The organism is Hymenobacter piscis (assembly GCF_018760735.1).
Taxonomy (GTDB): Bacteria; Bacteroidota; Bacteroidia; order Cytophagales; family Hymenobacteraceae; genus Hymenobacter; species Hymenobacter piscis.
The window spans coordinates 1-20,612 of record NZ_JAHHZN010000037.1; the positions used below are offsets into that span (position 1 = coordinate 1).

Below are 20,612 nucleotides of genomic sequence, written 5' to 3' on the forward strand. Positions count from 1 at the left end.
GGCCGACTGGCAGACGGACGATGACCCCTTCTTTGCCCCCGAACTCTACCGCCGCCGCGCCGTCGGCGAGCACGCCAACGCCTGGCTCGACGGCTTCAAGACCTTGCGCGTGCGCTACGACACCAGCATCGGCAACTGGTTAGCCTGGCACTATCTGGCCTTCCTCGTTATCTTTTTACGAAAAATCAACCTGAAACCGACTTTCTAAACAGCTTCGTTGGCATGATGCAAACTTGGGTCGTATTCCTTGGACAGCCTGCGATGCGCACCGAGCCAAGCGAACGTGCGCTCGACAATCCAACGCCAGGCATGAATGCAGAAATTTGTTTTTTTGACCAGCACATGGACCGGTTTTTCTACTCGGATGCCGTAGCGTTGCGCCAAATGCGTGCGAAACATGCCGTGAAATGAGCTGTCGACGAAAATGACCTGCACCTAGCCCAGCAAGTCGTGTCCGGCGGCTACTTCGTCCCAGAAAGCGATGGCGGCCGGGCCGTCGGCCGCGTTGGCGGGCACCACGCGGCTGGCCAGCACGTTGCCCAGCGTGTCGGTCAGCACCAGCCGCTTGCGGCCCTTGACGAGCTTGCCCGCGTCAAAGCCCACCGTCGTGCTAGTGGCCGTGGCCGCGTTCTTGACGCTTTGCGTGTCGAGGATTACGGCCGTAGGCTCGGCTTTTTTTGGGCCATTTCCCGGCTGCTCACGTTCAGGCACGTGCTTACCCGCGCCCACGTCCCGTCGGTCTCCCACTTGCTAAAATACCAGTACACCGTGCCCCAGGGCGGCAAATCACCCGGCACATCCCGCCACCCGCACCCGTTTTTGAGCACGTAAAAAATGGTGTTGACCACCTCTATCAGCGGCCATTTCCCCCGCCGTCGCACCACTAAAAGCGGTTCCAGGCGCTGCCAGTCCCGCACTGATAAATCTGAACTGTACCGCTTTCGAGCGGCTTTTTCGCTTGTTTGCCCCATCGAGCAAATTTAACTCAAACAGCTTCTCAGTCATGGACAGTGGAAGATAAGACTTCTCACTGTCCGTTTTAGCTAGACCACCTCGCTAAGCGGACCATTTCAAACGAGCTGTTTTGTCCTAAAATCAGGATAGGTTGAAAGATCTTGCTCCCTCCTCTTCCTTCTCATGGCCTCTTTGCGGTGGGCAGGCGAACATAGGATAGGTTGACCATCGCTCTCAGTCAGATGGGACACTTATTTCTGTTTGGCAAGCAGGCGCACAAGTTGAAAATGCGCCAGATAGTCAAGGAAATTACCTGCGGCGGGTATACGATTGAGTCAGCCATGAGCAAGTACCAGGTGCTCATCCGCTCGACCGTGACCAAGTGGCTGGAACGCGTCCGCCAGCAAGAGCAGGCCCCTACTCAGGCGATGGATTACAACCTGAAAAAGCCGCCTACTACGCCCATCGAGCAGGTCGTGCAACATACCGATGTGCTGACCGGGCAGGTCAAGCGGTTACAGGAACAGCTTGAACAAGCCGAGGAGAGCATCGAAAAGCGTGGGACAAACTATGGCGGCATCCGCTCAGCCTAGTGCTTTAGCCTTATTGATGCTCTCCAACTATCGGGTTTCCCTGTATGGCGAGAATTGAACTGGTCTGCCTTACATACAAAGCACCCGGTTAGGCGCAGCGACTTCAATTCTGGCCATGCCAGGAAATGCAGCAATAACTTCCATTCCATCCATTCCATCCATTCCATCCATTCCATCCATTCCATCCATTCTGTCCATTCTGTCCATTCTGTCCATTCCATCCATTCCATCCATTCTGTCCATTCTGTCCATTCTGTCCATTCTGTCCATTCCATCCATTCCATCCATTCCATCCATTTCATCCATTTCATCCATTTTATCCATTTCATCCATTTCATCCATTGTTTAAATTATATGAATTTTTAAAATTGTTACTATTCTTACTATGGCATAAATTCAATAGATTGCTGGCGTGGTAAAAATTTCCTCTGCCATACCTGGCTGAATCTGCCACCTGCCAATGAAGTATCCCCGGCTTTGTGGCCGGCCCTGGGTTGCTGCTCTCCCCCACAAAGGCCGGCTACAGGCCGTCGAACGGGTTTGCCAGAAGTCATGCCTGCTCCCCTGCATGGCGTGTCTGGCGGTGCCGCCCCACGATGGTGCTGTTGCCGCCACCAGAGCTGTGGCACCGTTTGTGCCCGGCTGCCTGACATCAGCCCGCTACCAATTGTAGCAAATACGTTGTGACACTACTCATCCGCAGGGCCAACCATAACCCGGATGGTGAGAGGCGCACCACCAACCAGCCCATTCTGCTTCCTGCAAGATCGTTCCTTGTTTTGGTATACTCCTTGCCCCACCAACGTACACCGCTGAACCCTCTGCGACGAAATAAGTGACGCTTTCCCCACCGGCGCCGTACCCGACCAGAGGCGGGGCTGCCAGCCTGCTGGTGGGCACGTGCGCCGACTCATGCATGGGGTGGCGGGCGAAGTGCCGGTGGCCGAGTTGAAAGCCGGAAGGCGGCCGCCTGACTGTCGGCGCGTGGAGCGGCGCCGGCGTATCGATGAAACCTACTACGGGAGGAGGAGATTGTGCGGCGGCTTGACTGTAGGGCCCCTCGTCAGGATTATAACGACTTGTCTCCGCTGCCCCAGGCCGTACTGGAAATGGCTTTAATTTATACAGTTTCTATAATTGTGACAATTGTTATAATTGTCACAATTATAGAAACTGTATAAATTTTATAAATCTTTAAGATTATTGGAATTTCATACATTGTACACATTCCAAATATTACTACTATTGTGCCTATGCAAACAATTGTCTTCGCCAACCATAAAGGGGGCACCGGAAAAACGACCAGTTGCCTCAACGTTGCCTACACGTTGCAGGAACGGGGCCACTCGGTCCTGTTGCTGGACTGTGACCGGCAAACCAATCTGACTCAGAGCTTCACCGTTGACCCCGGATCCACGGGCCATCTGGGGTCCGTCCTGCTAGGGCAGGCCAGCCTGTCCGATGTGGTGCTGGAAGTGGGGGAGGGGCTCTACCTGGTACCCAGCTCGCCTGACATAGCGGAGGCGGAAGAGCGCATCAGCCAGAAGCCCGGGGCCGAGTTTGCCCTGAAAGAACTGCTGGATGATGTGGAAGCCATCGATTATTGCCTGATCGACACGCCCGGTGGCCTGGGCAAACTCACGTACGCGGCTCTGACGGCTGCCAATGCCGTGTTTATTCCGGCACAACCCGAGTACTATGGCATTGAAGGCCTGGTGGGCCTGCTCGACGTGTGTCATCAGGTGCAGAAAAGACTAAACCGGGAATTGGTCATCGGCGGGCTTTTTTTCACCCAGTACAACCGCAACGACCGGCGCCGGGCGCAGAAAGACATGGTCAATCTGCTGGAGACTCACCCTTTGTTTGGTCCCCTGGTAATGCAGACCACCATCCGCCCGAATGTGAGCCTGGTGGAAGCCCAGATTGAAAAGGCCAGCATCCATACCTGGGCTCCCGTATCGGCGGGCGCTCAGGATTACCAGAACCTAACCACTGAAATTCTTGCCCGCTTATGAGTACCAAACCTAGTTTCGGCAATAAAGTGCTGGCCGCTATCAACGACCGGATCGAACCCGCGAAGCCCGTAGCCGAGCCGGCAGACACCCCGGCCGGAGAGCAGGAGCCGGTGTGGGTTTCCTTCACTACGGCAGTCAGTAAGGAAACGTACATGAAGCTCAAGCAGGCCGAGCACTGGATTCCGGGCTTTCTGATGAAGGAACTCACGGAGGCGGCTTTGGTCAAGGAGCTGGAAAACTACCCCGAGGCCAGCAAGCCCCTGCCCGCTCCGGTGCTGGAAAAGCTACTGCGCACAAGTAAAAAGCTACGGTAGGCGCGCCCGGCGTGTTCCTCTCTGCCATGCATGCGTCAAGTAAGCAACCGTGACCCGTCAGTGAAGGGATAGCAAGGGAAAGAACCTGCGGGTGCGCAACGCCGGGCCGGCTAATCTGCGGTTGCCCGGGAGTGCAGGGCAGCGGGAGTACGTATGCCCGCCATCGGTTTATCAGAAACGAAGACCGGCAGTAGGAGGGTACCGCGACAGGGACAGTGCAGTGCTCCAACCGGCCACAACACACTTGAGAAGGGTTGTGTACTAAGGTAGAAGCGCTAAAACCAAGCGAGGCATCGGCCGCTTCCGGCTCAAAGAGCAACTGGGTCTGGCCGGGCTCCAGGCCATGCATTGCCATCTGGCTACCCTCACCGCGTAACATCCCCGGCTTATTGCTCGACAGGGATGTCACCGCCCCGATGTGGCCGGCAAGGCTGGCTACAGCCGGAAGGCTTGGTCGGTAAAAGCCCTGTCCCGGTAGACCGGGCCCAGCGGCCGGGCGTGGCTCACCGAGTCAAATACCATAATCTGGGGTTGTTTGGGCTGGTAGACGGGCCATTCCGGGCCCGGCGTGCCGGTCCGGATGAAGTGCACCCACCGTTGGTGCATCTGCGCGGCCAGGGCCTGGCTGGCGGCCGATTGCCGGGCCTGCAAATCAAGTGTGTTCCAGACGTAGCGCAGCTCCTGGGCATGCAGCGGACCAGCGCCCCCGGGCGTCTGGTAGTCGAAGCGGTAGAGCCAGATGGCGTGCCCCGCGCGGGCCAGGGTAGTCGCCAGGCGGTAAGATGCCAGGCGGTAAAGGTAGTCGGTGGTGGTGCTCAGCCAGGCCTGGTCGCTGGGCTGGCGGCGGCGGGCCCGCTCGTAAGCGCGCCACACCGGGGGGGCGTTAATGCCGAACAGGTCGTTGAGCACGGCCGGATTGGGCTGCCGCAACGCCGGCCAGAATCCCATGAACAGGCCGGCTTCGTCGCGGTTGGTGCCCACCAGAGCCCGCAGCGGCGCCCGGCCGGGGCGGGCCAGATAAGTCAGAGGAGCTGCCGGAATGACGCTTCCATCGAGCACGGGCCCGAATAGCTGCAGGCCCCGCGGACCATCCGTAAGCTGCTGCTGGGCCCGCAGAATGGTAGCCGTGGGCAGGGTCAGCAGCGCGGCCGCCTGATCGGGGGCCAGCTGCAGGGCGGCAAGGAGCCGGTCGGTGACGACAGCGGCCGTAACGGTGTCGCGCACGGCCTGGGCTCCGCCGCTTTCCAGTATCACTTGCTGGTAGAGGCCGTCGGCGGCGGGCGTGGCCAGCACGGCGCTGATGAGTTTGGCCCCGGCCGATTCACCCATGAGCGTTACGCGGGCCGGGTCGCCCCCGAAGGCAGCAATATTGGTCTGTACCCAGTTCAGGGCGGCCACTACATCGAGTACGCCGGCGTTGCCGGCCGCCCGGTAGGCCGGGCCCAGCCGCCGGCCCAGCTGCAGAAAACCGAAGCTGCCGAGCCGGTAGTTGATACTCACGGCCACGAGGCTGTCGTGGCGCGCGAAATTCGGGCCCGGAAAGTCGTCGCCCGAACCGCCCGTAAAGCCCCCGCCGTGCACCCACACCACGACCGGCTTGGCCGCCGCCGCCCGCAGCGAGGGTGTCCAGACGTTGAGCGTGAGGCAGTTTTCCACGTCCTGCCCCGCGGTGCCCGCGCCCTGCGGGGCCCGCGGCCCAAAAGCCGTGGCCGGCCGCACGCCCGGCCAGGCCGGCAAAGGCCCGGGCGGCAGAAACCGGCCCGGACCCACCGGCGCGGCGGCGTAGGCCACGCCTTTGAACGAGAGCAGCCCCGTAGTATCGCGCCGGCCCTGCAGGCGGCCGGCCGCCGTCTGGCACTCCACCGGCGTTTGGGCAATTGCCGGAGAGCCGGCCGCCAGTACCAGCACAAGCACCCGGGCAAGTAGCCCGGGGCCGACGGGCACCCGCCTCCGTCCCGCCGGATAAAATACAGTTGCTATTCTCATGCTACCAAATATAGGTAGCTACCGAACTGCCGTACAGAATGGTGTTCACCACCTTGCCCCGATAGGCAATATTAAAGCTCTGCGGCGCGGAGCCCGAGTTGAGCACCACCAGAACGCGCCGGCCGGCGGGCGTTTTGTAGGCTACGTTCGGCAGGTTGGCCGGCTCGTTGGTGGCCACGCGCACGGAGCCCGGGCGCACGAATTTGCTGGAATGAGCTATGGCGTAATAGGCCGGATTGCGGCTTACCTGGTCCCCGTTGATGGTGACCGCGCCCAGGCACTCAGTGCAGCCGCCGGGCGTGTGCGGGCCGTAGCCGGGGTCGTTGGCCAGATTCCATTCCAGCACGTTACGGCTCCAGTTGCGCGGGGCGCCAATTTCGAGGTTGCGGACGTGGTAGGGCAGATCCTGGGGGAAGTTGCCCGGGGCCTGGGTCCACTGCTCCGTGAAATACACGGCCTTGTCGGGATACGCGTTGTGCACCTGGCTCAGCGCCTCAATCGAGCCGCCGTAAAGGTGAAAAGCCGAGCCATCGACGTAGGGGTTGGCGGCCGGGTCGCCGAGTATGGTCAGCGGATAATCGGGCCGGTCGGCATTGTGGTCGTAGGCAATGATTTTGGTTTTGAGGCCCGCCGCCTGAAAGGCCGGGCCGACGTTGTTCTTGATGAAGCTGGCCTGCTCCACAGCCTGCATCACCATGCTGGGGTTGTTATAGGGATTGAGGGGCTCGTTCTGCAGGGTCACGGCGTCGATGGGAATGCCCTCGGCGGCCATGCCCTGAACGTATTTGACGAAGTAGCGGGCGTAGGCGTCGTAATACTCGGGCCGTAGCGCGCCGCCCACCGGACTGGCGTTGGTTTTCATCCAGCTCGGGGCCGTCCAGGGCGAGCCCAGGATCTTGATGGCGGGGTTGAGGGCCAGGATTTGCCTGAGCACCGGAATCAGGTACACCTGGTCGGGGGCGAGGCTGAAGTTGGCCAGGCTCGGATCGGGGGTCGGGGAGTCGTCGTAGGTGAACACCCGCTCATCGAGGTCGGAAGCCCCGATGCTCACGCGCAGGTAGCTGATCCCGATTGAGGTGCTGTCGGTGGCGAAGAGCTCCTTGAGCAGGGCGGCCCGGGCCGGGGCGCTCATGCGCCCGATCAGCTGGGCACTGCCGCCGGTGAGCGTGTAGCCAAACCCGTCCATGGTCTGGAAGGTCCGGGTAGTATCCACCACAATGGTGGGGTCGGCGTTGTTGTTGGCAACAAACTGCAGGTTGAGCTTCTGGCGGAAGAACAGGGCACTCTTGTCAGAAGTCGTCAGCCACACCGCCATCTGCGAAGGCGCGGCCGGCGCGGGCGGGGGCGAAGGGGGGGTGGGCACTACGGCCGGGTCGCTGCCCTTGCTGCAGGCTCCGGTCAGCAGCAGCAGCAGGGGGAGCAGCCGGGTCAGTCGGCGCCAGCGGATCGGAAAGGAAGTATACATCAGCGGAAAGAAAAAACAAAAAGCAACAGGGAAAGCCCGCAAAACCAGGCCGCCACCAGCCGGCCCCGCAGGCCCGCCGCCGGAACGGCGGGCCCGGAAATAGACGTTAGCGCACCACTACGCGCTGGGTGCTGAGCTGGTCACCGGCCCGCACCTGCAACAGGTAGATGCCCGCCGGCAGGGCCTGCAGCGGCGTCAGGGCCAGCGTGTGCTCCCCGGCCGGCCGGGTTGCGTTATCGAGCAGGGTGCAGGCCACCTGGCCCAGGCTGTTGTAGGCCGTTACGCTTACCGGCCCCTGGCCCGTGGACACGCGGTAGCTCAGGCGGCTGTCGGCGGTCAGAGGGTTGGGGAAGGTGCGCAGCGCCAGCGCCCCGGCGGCCGACCGGGCGGCCAGCACCCCGCTGCCAACCTGGTAGCTGTAGAACTGCTTGCCGGCCAGGGCTGTGAAGTCGGGATTGACACCCAGGTCCGCAGTCTGTCCTGCTACGGCCGGCAGCACATCGGAGTAGAAATCCCCGTTGTCGGCCACGTAGCCGGCCATTACGTTGAAGATGCCCCCGTTGGTGGACCCGCCCAGGGCGGAAAGAGGAATAGAAAACTCCCAGCCCGTGCTGGTATTGGCCGCTACGCTACCCGTGGCCGAGGTCTGAAACGCCGTTTGTGCCGCCGCCGGGTCGTTGGAATCCACGGCTACCGAGCCATCCTTGGCCGCCGAGCCCATCCCGATTTCGGGGTAGCCGCCCGTGGCCGGCGGCGTTATGGTGTAGTCGACCCGGCTCAGGTACATGGCGTTGTTGCCGTCCTTAAGGGGCGAAACGGTGATGCGGAAGCCGTAGTCCACGGGCATGTCCAGCGTGGGCTTGTGGCGCAGCTGGGAGCTGGTGTTGCTGCTGCCCGGCAGCTGGGTGCCGGCGGCAATGCCCGTTTTGCCGGGCGCATCCAGGTAAAGCACCAGGGCACTGTAGGCCGTCTGCTCGGGCGAGCCCACTACCATTACGTGCAGGGTGGTGGCCGTAGTGCCTAGGTAGAGCGCTTTCAGGCCACGGTCGGCAACGGAGTGGGCGCCGGTGTAGGTGCCCACGAGCTGGTAGTGGCCGGTGCCCACGCCCACTTCGGCCGGCGCGAGGGTCCCATCCACCGTAATCTGGGCCTGGGCTCCCAGGGTAGTTGCCGCCAGGGCCGCGGCAAGCGAAAGAGTAGAAAGAGCTTTCATAAAAAGAGGTAACGGGTGAGAAAAAAGGAAAGAAATCGAGGTAAAAAACGCCGCTCCGGCGGAAGGCAGGCGGCGGGCGGCGCAACTACCCGCTGGGTAACCAAGCGGACAGCTGGCGTACTCCCCAATGGGTTTCCGCCGGCTATCCACTGGTTCCCACTAGCTAATGTGCCACCACCACGCGGCGCGTGAGCTGGCCCTCGGCCGTGGCCACGCGCAGCAGGTACACCCCGTTGCGCAGACCGGCCACCGGCAGCGTCAGATTATTGGCCCCGGGCACCGCCGGGCGCACGGTCTCCCTGAGAACGAGGCGGCCCGTGAGGTCAATCAGGCTCAGGCCCAGCGTCTGAGCGGAGGTGGCGTTATAGGTCAGGTGCAGGTCGGCATCGGCCACGGTGGGGTACACCAGCAGGCGGGAGTCGGCCACCGAGCCGGCCGTGGCCAGGGCCGTGCGGGCCGCGCCCAGGTCGGTGAAGGTCCATTTCTGGTTGTTGCCGCCGGCCCAGTCCCACTGGTGCACCCGGGCCCCGTCCAGGGTCGATACCCCATCCACGTCCAGCACCTTGCCGCTGGCCTTGTTGGTGAGGCGGTAGGCGCCGCCGTTTTCGGCCGTAATCAGCCAGCGCTGGCTGTCGTTGCTGTTCCAGTCGAACTGCTGCACCAGGGTGCCGTTGGCGGCGGGACTGGCGCCCTGGGCCAGGTCGAGGCTTTTGTTGCTGTGCAGGTTCACCAGGCGCACGTAGCCGCTGCCCGAGTCCACGAGCTTCCACTGCTGGTTGCTGGTGCCCCCGTAGGTCCACTGCTGGGCCTGCCCCCCGTTGCTGGTCGACAGGCCGGCCATATCCAGGACTTTGCCGCTGTTGACTGACGTGATGCGGTAGAGCCGGCCCACGGCCGGGCCGGCGGTAGTTGCGTTGGCCCATTTGTAGGTGGCCACGGCCCCGGCCGGCAGACTGGCCGTGAAGGCCTGTCCGTTCCAGACCACTTTAAAGGTAGAAGCCCCACCGCCGTTATTCAGGACAATGAGCACTTTCGAGCCGTCGGGGTTGCGGAAGGCCACCGTTTCGAGGCCGCCGCTCTGTGAGTCGGAGGCCACGCGCACCGCGCCGGGGTCCACGAACTTGCTGGCGTGGCCCAGGGCGTAGTACTCCACGTTGCGCGTCACGCTGCCGGTCCCGTTGTGGATAGTCACCACGCCCCGGCAGTCGGTGCAGCCCCCGTTGGTGGGGCCGTTGTTCTGGTCGAGGGCCAGGTTCCACTCCAGGGCGCTCTTGGCCCAGTTGCGGGTGGTGCCGATGATGATGTTGGACAGGTGCCAGCGCAAGTCCCCGGCGAAGCTCGAGCCCACCGTGCCGCTGATTTCGGTGAACCAGATGTCCTTATTGGGGTAGGCGTTGTGGGTGGCGGTCTGCTGGCTCACGGTGCCGCCGTAGCCGTGGAAGGCCGAGCCGGCCGCGTACTGGGCTGCGGCGGCATCGGCAAATATGGCGTTGGGGTAATCGGGTCGGTCCCAGTTGTGGTCGTAGGCAATGAGCTTGGTGCTCAGGCCCGCGCTGCGGAAAGCCGGCCCGATATTGTTTTTCAGGAAGGCGGCCTGGTTGCCGGCATCCATGCGCATCGACACGTAGGGCGCGGCGTACAGGGGCTCGTTTTGCAGGGTCACGGCGTACACCGGCAGGCCCTGAGCCTGCATGGCCTGCACGTATTTCACGAAGTAGTTGGCGTAGGCCTGGTACCAGGCCGTACTCAGCCAGCCGCCATTCCACTGGGTCGGCACTTCCTTCATCCAGGTGGGAGCCGTCCAGGGCGTGCCCATGATTTTGAGGCTCCCGTTCTTGCCCCGGATGGCCTTGAGCATGGGAACCACGTCGGTCAGGTCCCTGCCCAGCCCGAACGAGGTCAGGTTAGGGTCAGTCTGGCCGCTGGGCTTGTCATTGTAGGTGTAGTTGCCGTAGGCCGAAAAGTCGGAGGCGCCCATGCTGTGGCGCAGGAAGCTGAGCCGGATGCCGCTGCCCGTGAACAGGTCGTTGAGCAGCGCGTCGCGCTGCGCGGCCGACAGCTTCTGGTTGAGCAGGTAGGCCGAGGAGCCCGTGAGCGAAGCCCCGAATCCGTCGATGGTCTGGTAGGTGGTGCCTTCGCTGACGTTAATGGTGGTTCCGGCACCGGAATTGGCCCCGAAGCTGACGGCGGGCTGGGCCTGGAGCAGCTTGCTCTGGTCGCCGGTCGTCATCCAGGAGCTCACCGTCTGGGCCCGCAGCGGGGCTGCTGGCAGGGTCAGCCCCGCCAGCAGGGCCAGGCCGGCCCACAGGGGGCGGGTAGGGGGTAGAGCAAGTGTTTTCATACGTGTAGGAATTTGGTTGAGGGTAGAAAATGGCACGGAAGCAGCGCGGCCCAGGGCGGCCGGCGCCGGAGGGGTTATTGGTGGGAGGCTACCACGCGTAAGTGGCCACGGCCCCGGGGGGCAGGGTGCTTTCGGCGGTGCGCCCGCCCTGGCGGATGGTAAAGGTTTGGGCCGCCGCCTGGTCGTTCTGCACCAGCAGCACGTGGCCGCCCCCGGGCGTGCGGAAGGCCACGTTGGGCAGGTTGGGCGCGAGCGAGGAAGCTATCCGCACCGAGCCGGCCGGCACAAACTTGCTGGCGTGGGCCACCGTGTAGTAGGCCACGTTGCGGGTTACGGCGTCGTGGGGGGCCAGCGTGAGGGCGCCCAGGCACTCGGTGCAGCCCCCGGGCGTGTGGGGGTTCTGCCCGGGGTCGGCGGCCAGATTCCACTCCAGCACGGTGCGGGCCCAGTTGCGGGGCGCCCCGATTTCGAGATTTTTCACGTGCCAGCCCAGATTGTCGGCGAAAGTGGTTTTCGAGCCCGTCCACTGCTCGGTGAAGTACACCTCCTTGGTCGGGTAGGCGTCGTGCACCTGGCTCAGCGCGTCAATCGTGCCCCCGTAGAGGTGGAAAGCCGAGCCGTTGACGTAGGGGTTGGCCGTGGCATTGCCCAGCACCGTGAGCGGGTACTCGGGCTTGTCGGCGTTGTGGTCGTAGCACACGATACGGGTTGGCAGCCCCGCCGCCCTGAGCGCCGGCCCCAGGTGCCGGCCGATAAACTCGGCCTGGTCCTGCGCCAGCATGAGCAAACTGGGGTTGTTGCCCGGGTGCAGGGGCTCGTTCTGCACCGTCACGGTGCCCACCGTAATGCCGTGGGCCTGCATGGCCTGCAGATACTTCACGAAGTACCGGGCGTAAGCGGGGTAGAATTCGGGTTTGAGCGAGCCGCCCTTGCTTTCGCCGTTGGTCTTCATCCAGGTCGGCGGGCTCCAGGGCGAGGCCATCAGGCCCAGCCGGGGGTTGATGGCCAGAATTTCCTTGAGCACCGGAATCAGGTGCTGCTTATCGGGCGCCAGGCTGAAATGGGTCAGCTCCGGGTCGGTCTGGCCCGCGGGCCGGTCGTCGTAGCTGAACACGGTGGCATCCAGGTCGGAGGCCCCGATGCTCAGGCGCAGGTAGTTCACCCCAATATCTTCGGGGCCACGCCCGAACAGCTCCCGGAGCAGCCTGGCCCGGGCCGGGGCGCTCATGGCGTGCAGCAGCTCGGCGCTGCCCCCGGTGAGGCAATAGCCAAAGCCGTCCATCGTCTGAAACTGCCGCTGGTCGTCAATATCGATAACCGGGCCGGCAGTGGTGGGGGCGGCGGTGCCGAAAGCCAGGGGCTGGCGCTCGAGCAGGTGGGCGCGGTCGGGCGTGGTGAGCCAGTAGCTCAGGCCGCCGCTGGTAAGCGCAGCGGGCCGGGCGCAGGCGCCCAGCGCTACCGCACCCGCTACCAGCGTACTCAACCAGACCATTGAAAACTTCATGCTTGCGGGGTGATAAGGTGATAAAAGGAAGCGGCCGCCACCGGTCCCGGCGCGTGGCAGAGCGCGGGCCGGGACCGGGTAACGGGGGCCGGGCCGCCGGCCTTAGTAGCCGGGGTTCTGTTGGAGCTGGGTGTTCGTGTTCAGCTCGGCCAGGGGCAAGGGCAGCAGCAGGAAATTGGGGTCGGGCGTGCCGCGGAACTCTTGAATCAGGGTCAGGGCCGTGACCTGGTGGGCTCCGGCTTCGGCCTGGTTGTGGCGGGCGTAGCGCACCAGATCAAACCACCGCTCCCCTTCGAAAGCCAGTTCCAGGCGGCGCTGCAGGTCAATTTCGATGCGTAACGCCTGCTTGCTGGCCGCCTCCGGGCTGCTGGTCGTCAGGGCCGGCAAACCGGCGCGTTGCCGTACCTGGTTGAGGGGCGCCAGGGCGTCGGAGCCGGGGCCGCTGAGCTCGTTGCTGGCCTCGGCCTGCATGAGCAGCACGTCGGCCACGCGCAGGATGTAGGAGTTGTCGGGCGAGTTGAAGCCGTTGGGGTCGCTGCGCCACTTGTAGACGAAGGGGCCGTTGTCGTTGGCATTGCGCGACTGGCCCTGCACGTAGCTGGCGTGGTTGCGGCCGGCATTTACCCGGCCCTGGAAGCTCCAGCGCTGGTCGTTCACCGTATCAGCCGCCTGGAGCAGGTCGGGCGTCGGGATGTTGAATTTCTGGAACGAGTAGGTAGCCGGGGGCTGGGGCAGCAGCAAATCGGGCAGGGTGTGGAAGGTGCCCCCGTCGGTGCTGCCCGAGAACTGCACCTCAAAAATCGACTCCGACTTGTTATCGGCCGGAAAAAGGCTGTTATAATTAGCCGCCAACGCAAACGTGCCGCCGCTGGTCAGGACCCGGCCAGCGGCGGCACGGGCTGCGTCCCACTGGCGCTGGGTCAGGTACACGCGGGCCAGCAGGGCCGCGGCCGCACCCTTGGTGGCCCGGGTCGGGTTCACGGCGGCCATCTGGGTTTCGGCCTGGGTCAGGTCGTCGATTATCTGGGCGTACACCTGATCGGTAGTGGACCGGGGCAGGTTGATGACGGCCGGGGCCCCGCTTTCGCTCGGGTCCAGGCGCAGCGGGACTCCGCCGTAAAGGCGCACCAGGTTAAAGTACGAGAGGGCCCGCACGAACCGGGCCTCGCCCACAATCTGCTCGCGCCGGGCCGCGGGCATGTCGATGCCGGGCACGTACTTAATCACGGCATTGGCCCGGTTAATGGCCACGTAGGCATCCCGGTAAGCGTCGTAAATCTGGCCCGTGCCGGAGTTCCAGTTGATGACGTCCAGGTTGCGCACGTCGTTGTTGAGGCTGGTGCAGTCGTCGGTGGGCATGTTGGCCAGCAGGGGCAGCACCTCGGCGTAGGCGCCTTTCTGCTGCAACCCGTCGTAGGTGGCGGCCAGCGCGGCCTCGGCATCTACGCCCGACACGAAGAAGTTGGACGGGGCAATGGAAGTCAGCGGCTCTTTCTCGAGCACGTTGCAGCTGCCCAGCAGCAACAGGGCGGAAATCGGTATAAAAAACTTTTTCATGGGAATGACGGAAGGGAGTGAGGGGCCAGGGTTTGGTTGGCAGTCGCTCGTTGTCGGTTGGCAGCTAGTGCTGGTTTCATCTGACAACTGACAACTGACGACTGACGACTGGCAGCTGATTAAAAAGTGGCGTTCAGGCCCACGGTGTAGGTGCGCGACTGGGGGTACACGCCGAAGTCGCGGCCCAGGCCGGTGGTGGAGAATGGCGCCGAGCTGACCTCCGGGTCGTAGCCGGAGTAGCGGGTCCAGGTGACCAGGTTCTGGGCCGTCACGTAGAGGCGCAGGTTGCTGAGCAGGGCCCGCTGGCTGATGGCCGAAGGCAGCGTGTAGCCCAGCGTCAGGTTCTTGAGGCGCACGTAGGAGCCGTCCTCGATGAAGCGGTCGGAGTAGCGGGCGTTGCCGTTGGGGTCGCCGAACACGGCCCGCGGCACGTCGGTATCCGGGTTGGTGGGCGTCCAGCGGTCCAGCACCCGGGTACTCTGATTCAGCGGGGCCGCCATGGCCTCCAGCGTTTCGCGGTTCTGGTTGTAGATGTCGTTGCCAAAGCTACCCTGGAATAACGCACTCAACTCCAGTCCTTTGTAGGAGAAGTTGTTGGTGACGCCGGCAATGGCCTTGGGGTTGGGGTTGCCGATAACCGCGCGGTCGAGGGGCGTGATGATGCCGTCGCCGTTCAGGTCCCGGAACCGGATGTCGCCGGGCCGGGTCTGGGCGCTCTGGGTGGCGGCTCCGCTCACCTCATCCTGGCTCTGGAAGATGCCCTGCACCTGGTAGCCGTAGAACACGCCCAGGGGCTGGCCGGCCTGCTGGAAGCCGTTGCCGTAGCTCAGCACCCGCGGGGCCAGCACGCCCTCGCTGTTCACGGCTTCGCCCAGCTCAATAATCTTGCTGCGGTTCAGGCTCACGTTCAGGTTGGTGGTCCAGGTGAAGCCGTCGTTGGCCATGCGCACGTTGGTCGTGTTCAGGCCCAGCTCCACGCCCTGGTTCTGGATGTTGCCCACGTTCTGCAGGATGCTCAGGTTACCGGCCCCCGTGCTGAGCGGAATGGCCACACCCAGCAGCAAATCCCGGGTGTCCTTGCGGTACACGTCCACGGTCAGCTGCACCTTGTCGCTGACCAGGCCTACGTCGAGGCCGGCGTTGTACTGATACGTGGTTTCCCACTTCACATCGTTGTTGCCGATGTCGGTCTGGGTGATGCCGGGGGCCACCGTGGTGCCCACGCCGGGGTAGCTGAAGCCCACGCCGTAGCGCGGGAACCGCTCGTAGGTGTAAAACTCCTGGTTGCCGTTGGCCCCGAAGCTGGCCCGCAGCTTGAGGTCCGATACCATTGCATTGCTCGGGAAGAAGCTCTCCTTGGAGATGCGCCAGCCCAGGCCCACGGCCGGGAAGTAGCCGAACTTATTGCCCTCGGCGAAGCGGCTGGAGCCGTCGGCCCGCAGGCTGACGGTGGCCAGGTAGCGCTGGTCGTAGTTGTAGATGGCCCGCCCGAAGAAGCTCAGCAAGCCCCACTGGTCGCGGTAGCTGCTGGGCTTGGTGAACACCGAAACGCCCGAGAGATAGGGCACGGCGTTGGAGGCGTAGCCCGAGCCCCCGGCGCTGGAGGTGAAGCGGTCCGAAGCCTGCATCGACTCACCGGCCAGCAGCGTCAGGTCGTGCCGGGCGCCCAGGTCGGGGCGGTAGGTGAGGGTGTTCTCGTTGAGCCAGACGGTCTGCTCGTTGGTGCCCGTGCGGCCCTGGCCCTGCTGGGCGGCCGGCGAAAACTGGGTGCCGGGGTAGTCGCGGGTCAGGAATTCGTTCTCAATCTGCGAGCGGTAATCAATGCCCACCGAGGAGCGCAGGGTGAGGTTCTGAAGGATGTCGAGCTCGGCAAAGGCGTTGCCGATGACCTGGTTGATGTTGGCGATGTTGCTGCTCTCGCGCAGGTTGCCCAACGGGTTGTTAAAGGTGCGGTCGAAGTTGTTGATGGCGTAGGTGCCATCGGGGTTGCGCACCGGAATGGTCGGAATCTGGGCCAGGGCGGCCAGTACCGTGCCCGAGTTGCCGGCCCCGCTCTCGCTGCGGCTGCTGTTGTTGTTGGTGGTACGGCTCAGGTTAATGTTGGTGCCCGCCCGCAGGCGGCGGCTGAGCTGCTGCTCCAGATTCACCTTGAACGTGTAGCGGTCGAAGCCCGAATTGAGGCTGATGCCGTCCTGCTTGAAGTAGCCGCCCGAGAGGTAGTAACGGGTTTTATCGGTGCCGCCGCCAATATTCACCTGGTAGCTCTGGATGGAGGCCGGGCTGTAGACCTCGTCCTGCCAGTCGGTGCTGGTGCGCACGGTATCGGGGCTGAAAGCCGGCGGCAGGCCCCGGCTGGCCTGGATGTCGTTGTAGAGGGCGGCAAACTGCTGGCCGTTGAGCACGTCGAGCTTTTTGCGCAGGTACTGGCGGCCGTAGTACACGTTCAGGCCCACCTGGGCCTTGCCGGCCTTGCCGCGCTTGGTGGTAATCACCACCACGCCGTTGGAGGCCCGCAGACCGTAAATGGCCGCCGCCGCCCCGTCCTTGAGCACGTCAATGCTCTCAATATCGTTGGGGTTAAGGGCATTGAGCGGGTTGGGCCGCTGGCCGCCCACACTCAGCTCCTGATCGTAGCCGGGCAGCACGGGCACGCCGTCAATCACGTAGAGCGGGGAGGCGTTGTTGGTGATGGTGGCCGCGCCGCGCACGCGCACGTTGATGCCCGCGCCGGGGGCTCCCGAGGGCGCCGTAACCTGCACGCCGGCTGCCTGTCCCTGCAGGGCCTGGTCGAAGCCGGCCACCGGCTGGCGCTCAATGGCCGCCGCATTCACCGAGGCTACCGAGGTAGCCAGGTTCTGGCGGCTCTGCGTACCGTAGCCCACTACTACCACCTCCTGCAGGGCCTTCAGGTCGTCGTCCAGCGTGATGCCGATATTGGTTTGGGCGCCGGTAATGGCAAACTCCCGGGTAACGAAGCCGATGGCGCTAAACGTGAGGGTACTGTTCTCCGGCACGTTCAGAAAGAACGAGCCGTCGGCGGCGGTAGCCGTGCCAATGGTGGTGCCGCGCACGAGCACCGTCACGCCCGGGATGCCTTCTCCCTGGCTGTTGGTTACCCGCCCCGACACCGGCACATCGGCCAGCACTCGGGCCGCCGGGCCGGCCGGCCGGCTGGGAGCGGCAGCCGTGGTGGCACCGGCCGGCAGGGCGAGGCCGGCCAGCAGAACGCCGCCCAGGGCCGAGGAGAAAAGTACCCTCTGGAGCGGTTGGGGACCGCGGGAGAATGGTAGAGGAAATTGCATGGAAATGTATGTTGGGTGAAGAATTGCAAGGGGAAAGCGGCGCAACTGGCGCGCCGGGTCAGGACGGAGGGCTGCCTGGGGCGGGCGGTGGGGCCGCCGCGCAAGCGTGCCGCAGGCAGTCGGCCGGGGGGCGCTGCTGAAGCAGGCCGGTGAGCAGGGTAGCCAGCAGGGCATCGGCGGGCAGGACCGGCTCACTCGGGGCCGGCCATAATTCGTCGTCGGCCCACAGCGTAGCGCCTCCGGCTTCGTCCGTGAGGCACATCACCTGACAGCCGAAATGCCGGGCCAGCCAGGGCAGCGCCGTAGCCGGCGTGGCCGGCTGGTCGAACCAGTTCATGATTTCGGTGAGCTCGGGACGCGTGAGCCGCACCAGATCGGCCTGGCGCAACAGGTGCTTGACAACCTCGCGGCGGTAATGCGGGGCGCGCAGGTGCACATCGAATACCTTGTAGCGGGCCTGGGGCAGCAGGCGGTAGAGCGTCTCGCGGGAAGCCGCGCTGCGGGCGGTCAGGGAGCTGTATACCACGGCCCGGGCCTGGGCCACGGCGGCCTGCACCTCGGGCGTGTACTGCAGATAGTCCCAGGCCACGGGCTCTACCAGCCGGTAAATGGGCTGGTGCCCGCGCACCGAGGTTTTGCCCAGGCCCGTGAGGTGGGAGCCGCTGCGCTGGATGAGCTGGGTGCCCAGCCCGGCGCGGGCACTGAAGGCGACTAGCTCCCGGCCCAGCTCGTCGTCGCCTACCCGGCTGATGAGCTGCACGGGCTGCCCCAGCCGCTGCAGTTGCAGGGCCGCGAGCAGGGGCGCGCCGCCCGCCCGCCGCCCTTCCGGCAGCAGGTCCCAGAACATTTCCCCGATGCAAACGATAGTGGCCGGTGTCATGGAGCAGAAGCTTTGCGTCAAAGTTCCGCCGGGGGCCTGCCAATCAGTTTAAGGAATCTTTCAATCGCCGTTCACACTCCTAAAAAACCATAAATCGCTATTTATCAGCAACTAAAAAGCGAGAGTAGCTTCCCATTCGGAAAAGCTACTCTCACTTTTGTAACACCATCTTTGGTATTGTATCAGGGGACCGCACGGTGGCGGGAGCAACTTACACCAACAGGGAAGGCCGGCTGAGCGGGTTTAGCTGACGCCGACATGGCTTGCCCTGGTAGCGGCCGTGGGTTCAGTAACCGCGACTGTCCCACACTCTTTGATGCGCCATTTAGAAAGCGTTAGTTATAAGAGCTGCATCGTAAGCTACTCTACCCTGCCGTTTTTTCAGGCCTCACTATTGCCTGGCCGTTGCGGTAAATTTTCAGTGCCAAAACGCACTTTTTAACTTGGCTGAGGCGGAATGACTGCGGCATCAGAAGGGGCCTCAGATACTATTTTGGCATCACCAGGAAGATAGTAGGATAGAGTAAATGCCGAAGAAGGAACAAGGCATTGTCCTAAAAGGGAAAGGTGGTCGTGAAGCTACTGCCGTTCAGGAAACCGGTCGGAACGGTATTCGAGGAATGAAACCAGAAACACCAAGTAACTGTACTTACATTGTACATACATTTGCTTGATGAACACGCGCCTGATTCGGGTGGGCAATTCCCAGGGGATTGTGCTGCCCAAGAAGTTACTGCAGCAATACCATCTGGCCGGCGAGGTCGACCTGCGGCCCACGCCGGAAGGCTTGCTCATCACCCCTGTGGCCGCGCCGCGCCGCCAGGACTGGGACGCCCGCTTTCAGCACGCCCTGGCCCAGGGCCCCGCCCCGGAAGGCGAGCTGCTGGAGGGGTTTTCGGATGCGTTTGAAGACACGGAATGGCAGTGGTAAGCGGCGTGCTGCGCTTTGAGGTGTGGCTCGTCAACCTCGACCCGACCCAGGGCAGCGAAATCAACAAGCCCCGCCCCTGCGTGGTGGTCTCCCCCGACGAGATGAACCGCTACCTGCGCACGGTCACCGTCGCCGCGCTCACCAGCACGCGGCGCGACTATCCCTCGCGGGTGGACTGCACCTTTCAGGGCAAAGAGGGCCAAGTGGCACTCGACCACGTTCGCTCGGTCGACAAAACGCGTCTGGTGCGCCGCTTGGACGTGCTGCCCAAGGTCACGGCACAGGCCGTCTGTGACCGGCTGCTGGAAATGTTCCAGTACTGAGGGAAAATGCCTGCCGTTTACTGAAAGGAGCGTTATCAAATGCCTTAAGCACCCTCAAAAGGCGGGACCTGCAACTGCGGCCCGAAGCGTTGTTCCAAGTCAGCCAAGCGTTCTGCCGTCAGGGTAACGGGGACCACGCGCAGTTCGGTGCGGACCAGGTCGAGAAAGGCCTGCTCCTGGGCCGATGCCGGCGCGGGCGCTACGGCGTAATACGCCAGGGCGGCGGGGGCATCGTAAGCCAATTGTTCGAGTTCAAACCAGCCCGTCTGGCACCCGATGCCGAAGAACTCGGCCACCGTTTCGGCCACAACCAGGTTCGCGTCCATCATGGGGACGGTCATGACTATGGGGCCGTCGGCCGTCTCGTCGCGGGCGTTCAGCAGGCTGAAGTGGACGCCGTCGCCGCCCGTGCGCGCAAAGCTGATCGTATTGGTCGGCGTACACGGATAGTCCCCGTTTTCCAAGGGTCGAACGGGCAGCAGACCGCAATAGTCCACGTGGCGGAACGCCTGGTGCCCCCAACGAGCGGTTATTAGGTCGTCGAGCTCAAAAAACTCTTTGATTCTTAGCATAGCGTCACAGCAGGGAAAAGCACCCGGGCAAAGAGGGCCAACGGAATGTAATGTAGGGAAAAGGGTAACTGAAATATGTTTAGCGAAACGGTCTCAATCGCAAAAGGAGTGCTATTTCTTTGCCGGCTACTTTGGGGCTGGAGAAGAACTTGCTTTCTTGTGCTTGCCTTTCTTCGCTCGCGTTGCCTACCTGTACTGGTTTGCGGCCAAGTCGAAGAACTCATGCCCTTGGAACAATGAAATATGCCTCCTCTGGTGACGAAGATGAAGCGCTACCCAATCTATTGGGGCTCTCCTCGTTGGCGGAAGTGCAGCAGGTGGAAACCGAAGGCTTCCTCTTGGCCGAGCAGAGCTTGTTGAACGAGCTGCGCGAGGACGAGGTCTTTGACGAGGCCTACATTCAGGAAATCCACCGACGCGCTCTCGGCCGGGTCTACGGCTTCGCGGGGCGTTACCGCACCGTCAACCTCTCCAAGGGCGGCTTCGCTTTTCCGGCGGCGCGGCACCTGCCTAAAAACATGGCGGATTTCGAACAGGAAATGCTGCGGCCCTTGCCCCACAGTTGGCCCGATGCCACGTCCCTGGTGCGCGACGTGGCCCGCGTCCACGCCGAGTTGTTGTTCCTTCACCCGTTTCGGGAAGGCAACGGCCGCACCGCGCGC

20 protein-coding genes and 1 pseudogene are annotated in these 20,612 nt (G+C 63.3%); 7 read left to right on the forward strand and 14 right to left on the reverse strand.

Annotated features, from left to right (window positions below):
- Window positions 1–208 (forward strand): annotated as a pseudogene (locus tag KLP40_RS20565) (IS5/IS1182 family transposase); the annotation flags it as partial.
- Here the strand turns inward: KLP40_RS20565 and KLP40_RS20570 are convergent.
- The 4 genes from KLP40_RS20570 to KLP40_RS21360 are packed head-to-tail and all read right to left on the reverse strand — an operon-like array spanning window position 205 to window position 1,005.
- A complete protein-coding gene (locus KLP40_RS20570) occupies window positions 205–435 on the reverse strand; it encodes a transposase (RefSeq protein WP_215595723.1) in 231 nt (76 codons plus the stop codon). The pseudogene KLP40_RS20565 and the gene KLP40_RS20570 overlap by 4 nt on opposite strands.
- Window positions 436–747, reverse strand: coding sequence for a transposase (locus KLP40_RS20575; RefSeq protein ID WP_215595740.1), 312 nt, complete (start codon window positions 745–747; stop codon window positions 436–438).
- Window positions 654–884: a transposase gene (locus tag KLP40_RS21700; RefSeq protein ID WP_394370055.1), complete on the reverse strand. Its 231-nt coding sequence runs from the start codon at window positions 882–884 to the stop codon at window positions 654–656. Before KLP40_RS21700 ends, KLP40_RS20575 begins: the two co-directional genes overlap by 94 nt.
- Complete coding sequence (locus tag KLP40_RS21360; RefSeq protein ID WP_246559065.1) at window positions 787–1,005, reverse strand: hypothetical protein; 219 nt, start codon at window positions 1,003–1,005, stop codon at window positions 787–789. Before KLP40_RS21360 ends, KLP40_RS21700 begins: the two co-directional genes overlap by 98 nt.
- A 170-nt stretch (window positions 1,006–1,175) precedes the next feature.
- Between KLP40_RS21360 and KLP40_RS20585 the strand changes: the two genes are divergently transcribed.
- Window positions 1,176–1,547, forward strand: a complete 372-nt coding sequence (locus tag KLP40_RS20585; protein ID WP_215595725.1) for a hypothetical protein — start codon at window positions 1,176–1,178, stop codon at window positions 1,545–1,547.
- A gap of 69 nt (window positions 1,548–1,616) precedes the next feature.
- Here the strand turns inward: KLP40_RS20585 and KLP40_RS20590 are convergent, their stop codons facing one another.
- Entirely contained in the window at window positions 1,617–1,889 is a 273-nt protein-coding gene (locus KLP40_RS20590; RefSeq protein ID WP_215595726.1) for a hypothetical protein, read from the reverse strand.
- Window positions 1,890–2,800: 911 nt separating this feature from the next.
- Here KLP40_RS20590 and KLP40_RS20595 point away from each other — a divergent pair.
- Window positions 2,801–3,562 carry a ParA family protein gene (locus KLP40_RS20595; RefSeq protein WP_215595727.1) on the forward strand — a complete coding sequence of 254 codons (762 nt, stop codon included), beginning with the start codon at window positions 2,801–2,803 and terminating at the stop codon, window positions 3,560–3,562.
- Complete coding sequence (locus tag KLP40_RS20600) at window positions 3,559–3,876, forward strand: hypothetical protein (RefSeq protein WP_215595728.1); 318 nt, start codon at window positions 3,559–3,561, stop codon at window positions 3,874–3,876. Before KLP40_RS20595 ends, KLP40_RS20600 begins: the two co-directional genes overlap by 4 nt.
- Window positions 3,877–4,311: 435 nt before the next feature.
- Here KLP40_RS20600 and KLP40_RS20605 read toward each other — a convergent pair whose 3' ends face one another.
- From KLP40_RS20605 to KLP40_RS20640, 8 genes are all read right to left on the reverse strand, one after another.
- Window positions 4,312–5,862: a carboxylesterase/lipase family protein gene (locus KLP40_RS20605; RefSeq protein WP_215595729.1), complete on the reverse strand. Its 1,551-nt coding sequence runs from the start codon at window positions 5,860–5,862 to the stop codon at window positions 4,312–4,314.
- 1 nt (window position 5,863) lies between these two features.
- Window positions 5,864–7,327 (reverse strand): glycoside hydrolase family 30 protein, encoded by a 1,464-nt coding sequence (locus KLP40_RS20610; protein WP_394370054.1) that lies wholly within the window; start codon window positions 7,325–7,327, stop codon window positions 5,864–5,866.
- Between the two features lie 106 nt (window positions 7,328–7,433).
- Window positions 7,434–8,540 (reverse strand): T9SS type A sorting domain-containing protein, encoded by a 1,107-nt coding sequence (locus KLP40_RS20615; protein WP_215595730.1) that lies wholly within the window; start codon window positions 8,538–8,540, stop codon window positions 7,434–7,436.
- A 163-nt stretch (window positions 8,541–8,703) separates the two neighbouring features.
- The gene (locus tag KLP40_RS20620) at window positions 8,704–10,881 is read right to left on the reverse strand and encodes an RICIN domain-containing protein (protein WP_215595731.1); all 2,178 of its coding nucleotides are present in this window, start codon (window positions 10,879–10,881) and stop codon (window positions 8,704–8,706) included.
- 88 nt (window positions 10,882–10,969) lie between these two features.
- Window positions 10,970–12,385: a glycoside hydrolase family 30 protein gene (locus tag KLP40_RS20625; protein WP_215595732.1), complete on the reverse strand. Its 1,416-nt coding sequence runs from the start codon at window positions 12,383–12,385 to the stop codon at window positions 10,970–10,972.
- Between the two features lie 102 nt (window positions 12,386–12,487).
- Window positions 12,488–13,942, reverse strand: coding sequence for a RagB/SusD family nutrient uptake outer membrane protein (locus KLP40_RS20630; protein ID WP_215595733.1), 1,455 nt, complete (start codon window positions 13,940–13,942; stop codon window positions 12,488–12,490).
- A gap of 119 nt (window positions 13,943–14,061) precedes the next feature.
- A complete protein-coding gene (locus tag KLP40_RS20635; RefSeq protein WP_215595734.1) occupies window positions 14,062–17,244 on the reverse strand; it encodes a SusC/RagA family TonB-linked outer membrane protein in 3,183 nt (1,060 codons plus the stop codon).
- Between the two features lie 58 nt (window positions 17,245–17,302).
- Window positions 17,303–18,124, reverse strand: a complete 822-nt coding sequence (locus KLP40_RS20640) for a PfkB family carbohydrate kinase (RefSeq protein WP_215595735.1) — start codon at window positions 18,122–18,124, stop codon at window positions 17,303–17,305.
- A gap of 673 nt (window positions 18,125–18,797) precedes the next feature.
- Here KLP40_RS20640 and KLP40_RS20645 point away from each other — a divergent pair.
- Entirely contained in the window at window positions 18,798–19,055 is a 258-nt protein-coding gene (locus KLP40_RS20645; protein WP_019949559.1) for an AbrB/MazE/SpoVT family DNA-binding domain-containing protein, read from the forward strand.
- On the forward strand, window positions 19,043–19,378 hold the full coding sequence (locus KLP40_RS20650) for a type II toxin-antitoxin system PemK/MazF family toxin (RefSeq protein WP_215595736.1): 336 nt from the start codon (window positions 19,043–19,045) through the stop codon (window positions 19,376–19,378). Before KLP40_RS20645 ends, KLP40_RS20650 begins: the two co-directional genes overlap by 13 nt.
- Window positions 19,379–19,422: 44 nt before the next feature.
- On the opposite strand, the gene KLP40_RS20655 is transcribed toward KLP40_RS20650, so the two are convergent.
- Window positions 19,423–19,950, reverse strand: coding sequence for a hypothetical protein (locus tag KLP40_RS20655; RefSeq protein WP_215595737.1), 528 nt, complete (start codon window positions 19,948–19,950; stop codon window positions 19,423–19,425).
- A gap of 236 nt (window positions 19,951–20,186) precedes the next feature.
- Between KLP40_RS20655 and KLP40_RS20660 the strand changes: the two genes are divergently transcribed.
- Window positions 20,187–20,612: Fic/DOC family protein (locus tag KLP40_RS20660; protein ID WP_215595738.1), on the forward strand; the 426-nt coding region annotated here is incomplete at its 3' end.

Excerpts from the sequence above, each read along its gene's own strand:
- KLP40_RS20640 (WP_215595735.1), bottom strand. The coding sequence starts at position 18,124 with ATGACACCGGCCACTATCGTTTGCATCGGGGAAATGTTCTGGGACCTG.
- KLP40_RS20605 (WP_215595729.1), bottom strand. The coding sequence starts at position 5,862 with ATGAGAATAGCAACTGTATTTTATCCGGCGGGACGGAGGCGGGTGCCC.
- KLP40_RS20635 (WP_215595734.1), bottom strand. The coding sequence starts at position 17,244 with ATGCAATTTCCTCTACCATTCTCCCGCGGTCCCCAACCGCTCCAGAGG.
- KLP40_RS20645 (WP_019949559.1), top strand. The coding sequence starts at position 18,798 with ATGAACACGCGCCTGATTCGGGTGGGCAATTCCCAGGGGATTGTGCTG.
- KLP40_RS21360 (WP_246559065.1), bottom strand. The coding sequence starts at position 1,005 with ATGACTGAGAAGCTGTTTGAGTTAAATTTGCTCGATGGGGCAAACAAG.
- KLP40_RS20625 (WP_215595732.1), bottom strand. The coding sequence starts at position 12,385 with ATGAAGTTTTCAATGGTCTGGTTGAGTACGCTGGTAGCGGGTGCGGTA.
- KLP40_RS20600 (WP_215595728.1), top strand. The coding sequence starts at position 3,559 with ATGAGTACCAAACCTAGTTTCGGCAATAAAGTGCTGGCCGCTATCAAC.
- KLP40_RS20655 (WP_215595737.1), bottom strand. The coding sequence starts at position 19,950 with ATGCTAAGAATCAAAGAGTTTTTTGAGCTCGACGACCTAATAACCGCT.
- KLP40_RS20615 (WP_215595730.1), bottom strand. The coding sequence starts at position 8,540 with ATGAAAGCTCTTTCTACTCTTTCGCTTGCCGCGGCCCTGGCGGCAACT.
- KLP40_RS20650 (WP_215595736.1), top strand. The coding sequence starts at position 19,043 with ATGGCAGTGGTAAGCGGCGTGCTGCGCTTTGAGGTGTGGCTCGTCAAC.
- KLP40_RS20620 (WP_215595731.1), bottom strand. The coding sequence starts at position 10,881 with ATGAAAACACTTGCTCTACCCCCTACCCGCCCCCTGTGGGCCGGCCTG.
- KLP40_RS20630 (WP_215595733.1), bottom strand. The coding sequence starts at position 13,942 with ATGAAAAAGTTTTTTATACCGATTTCCGCCCTGTTGCTGCTGGGCAGC.
- KLP40_RS20595 (WP_215595727.1), top strand. The coding sequence starts at position 2,801 with ATGCAAACAATTGTCTTCGCCAACCATAAAGGGGGCACCGGAAAAACG.
- KLP40_RS20590 (WP_215595726.1), bottom strand. The coding sequence starts at position 1,889 with ATGGATGAAATGGATGAAATGGATAAAATGGATGAAATGGATGAAATG.
- KLP40_RS20610 (WP_394370054.1), bottom strand. The coding sequence starts at position 7,327 with ATGTATACTTCCTTTCCGATCCGCTGGCGCCGACTGACCCGGCTGCTC.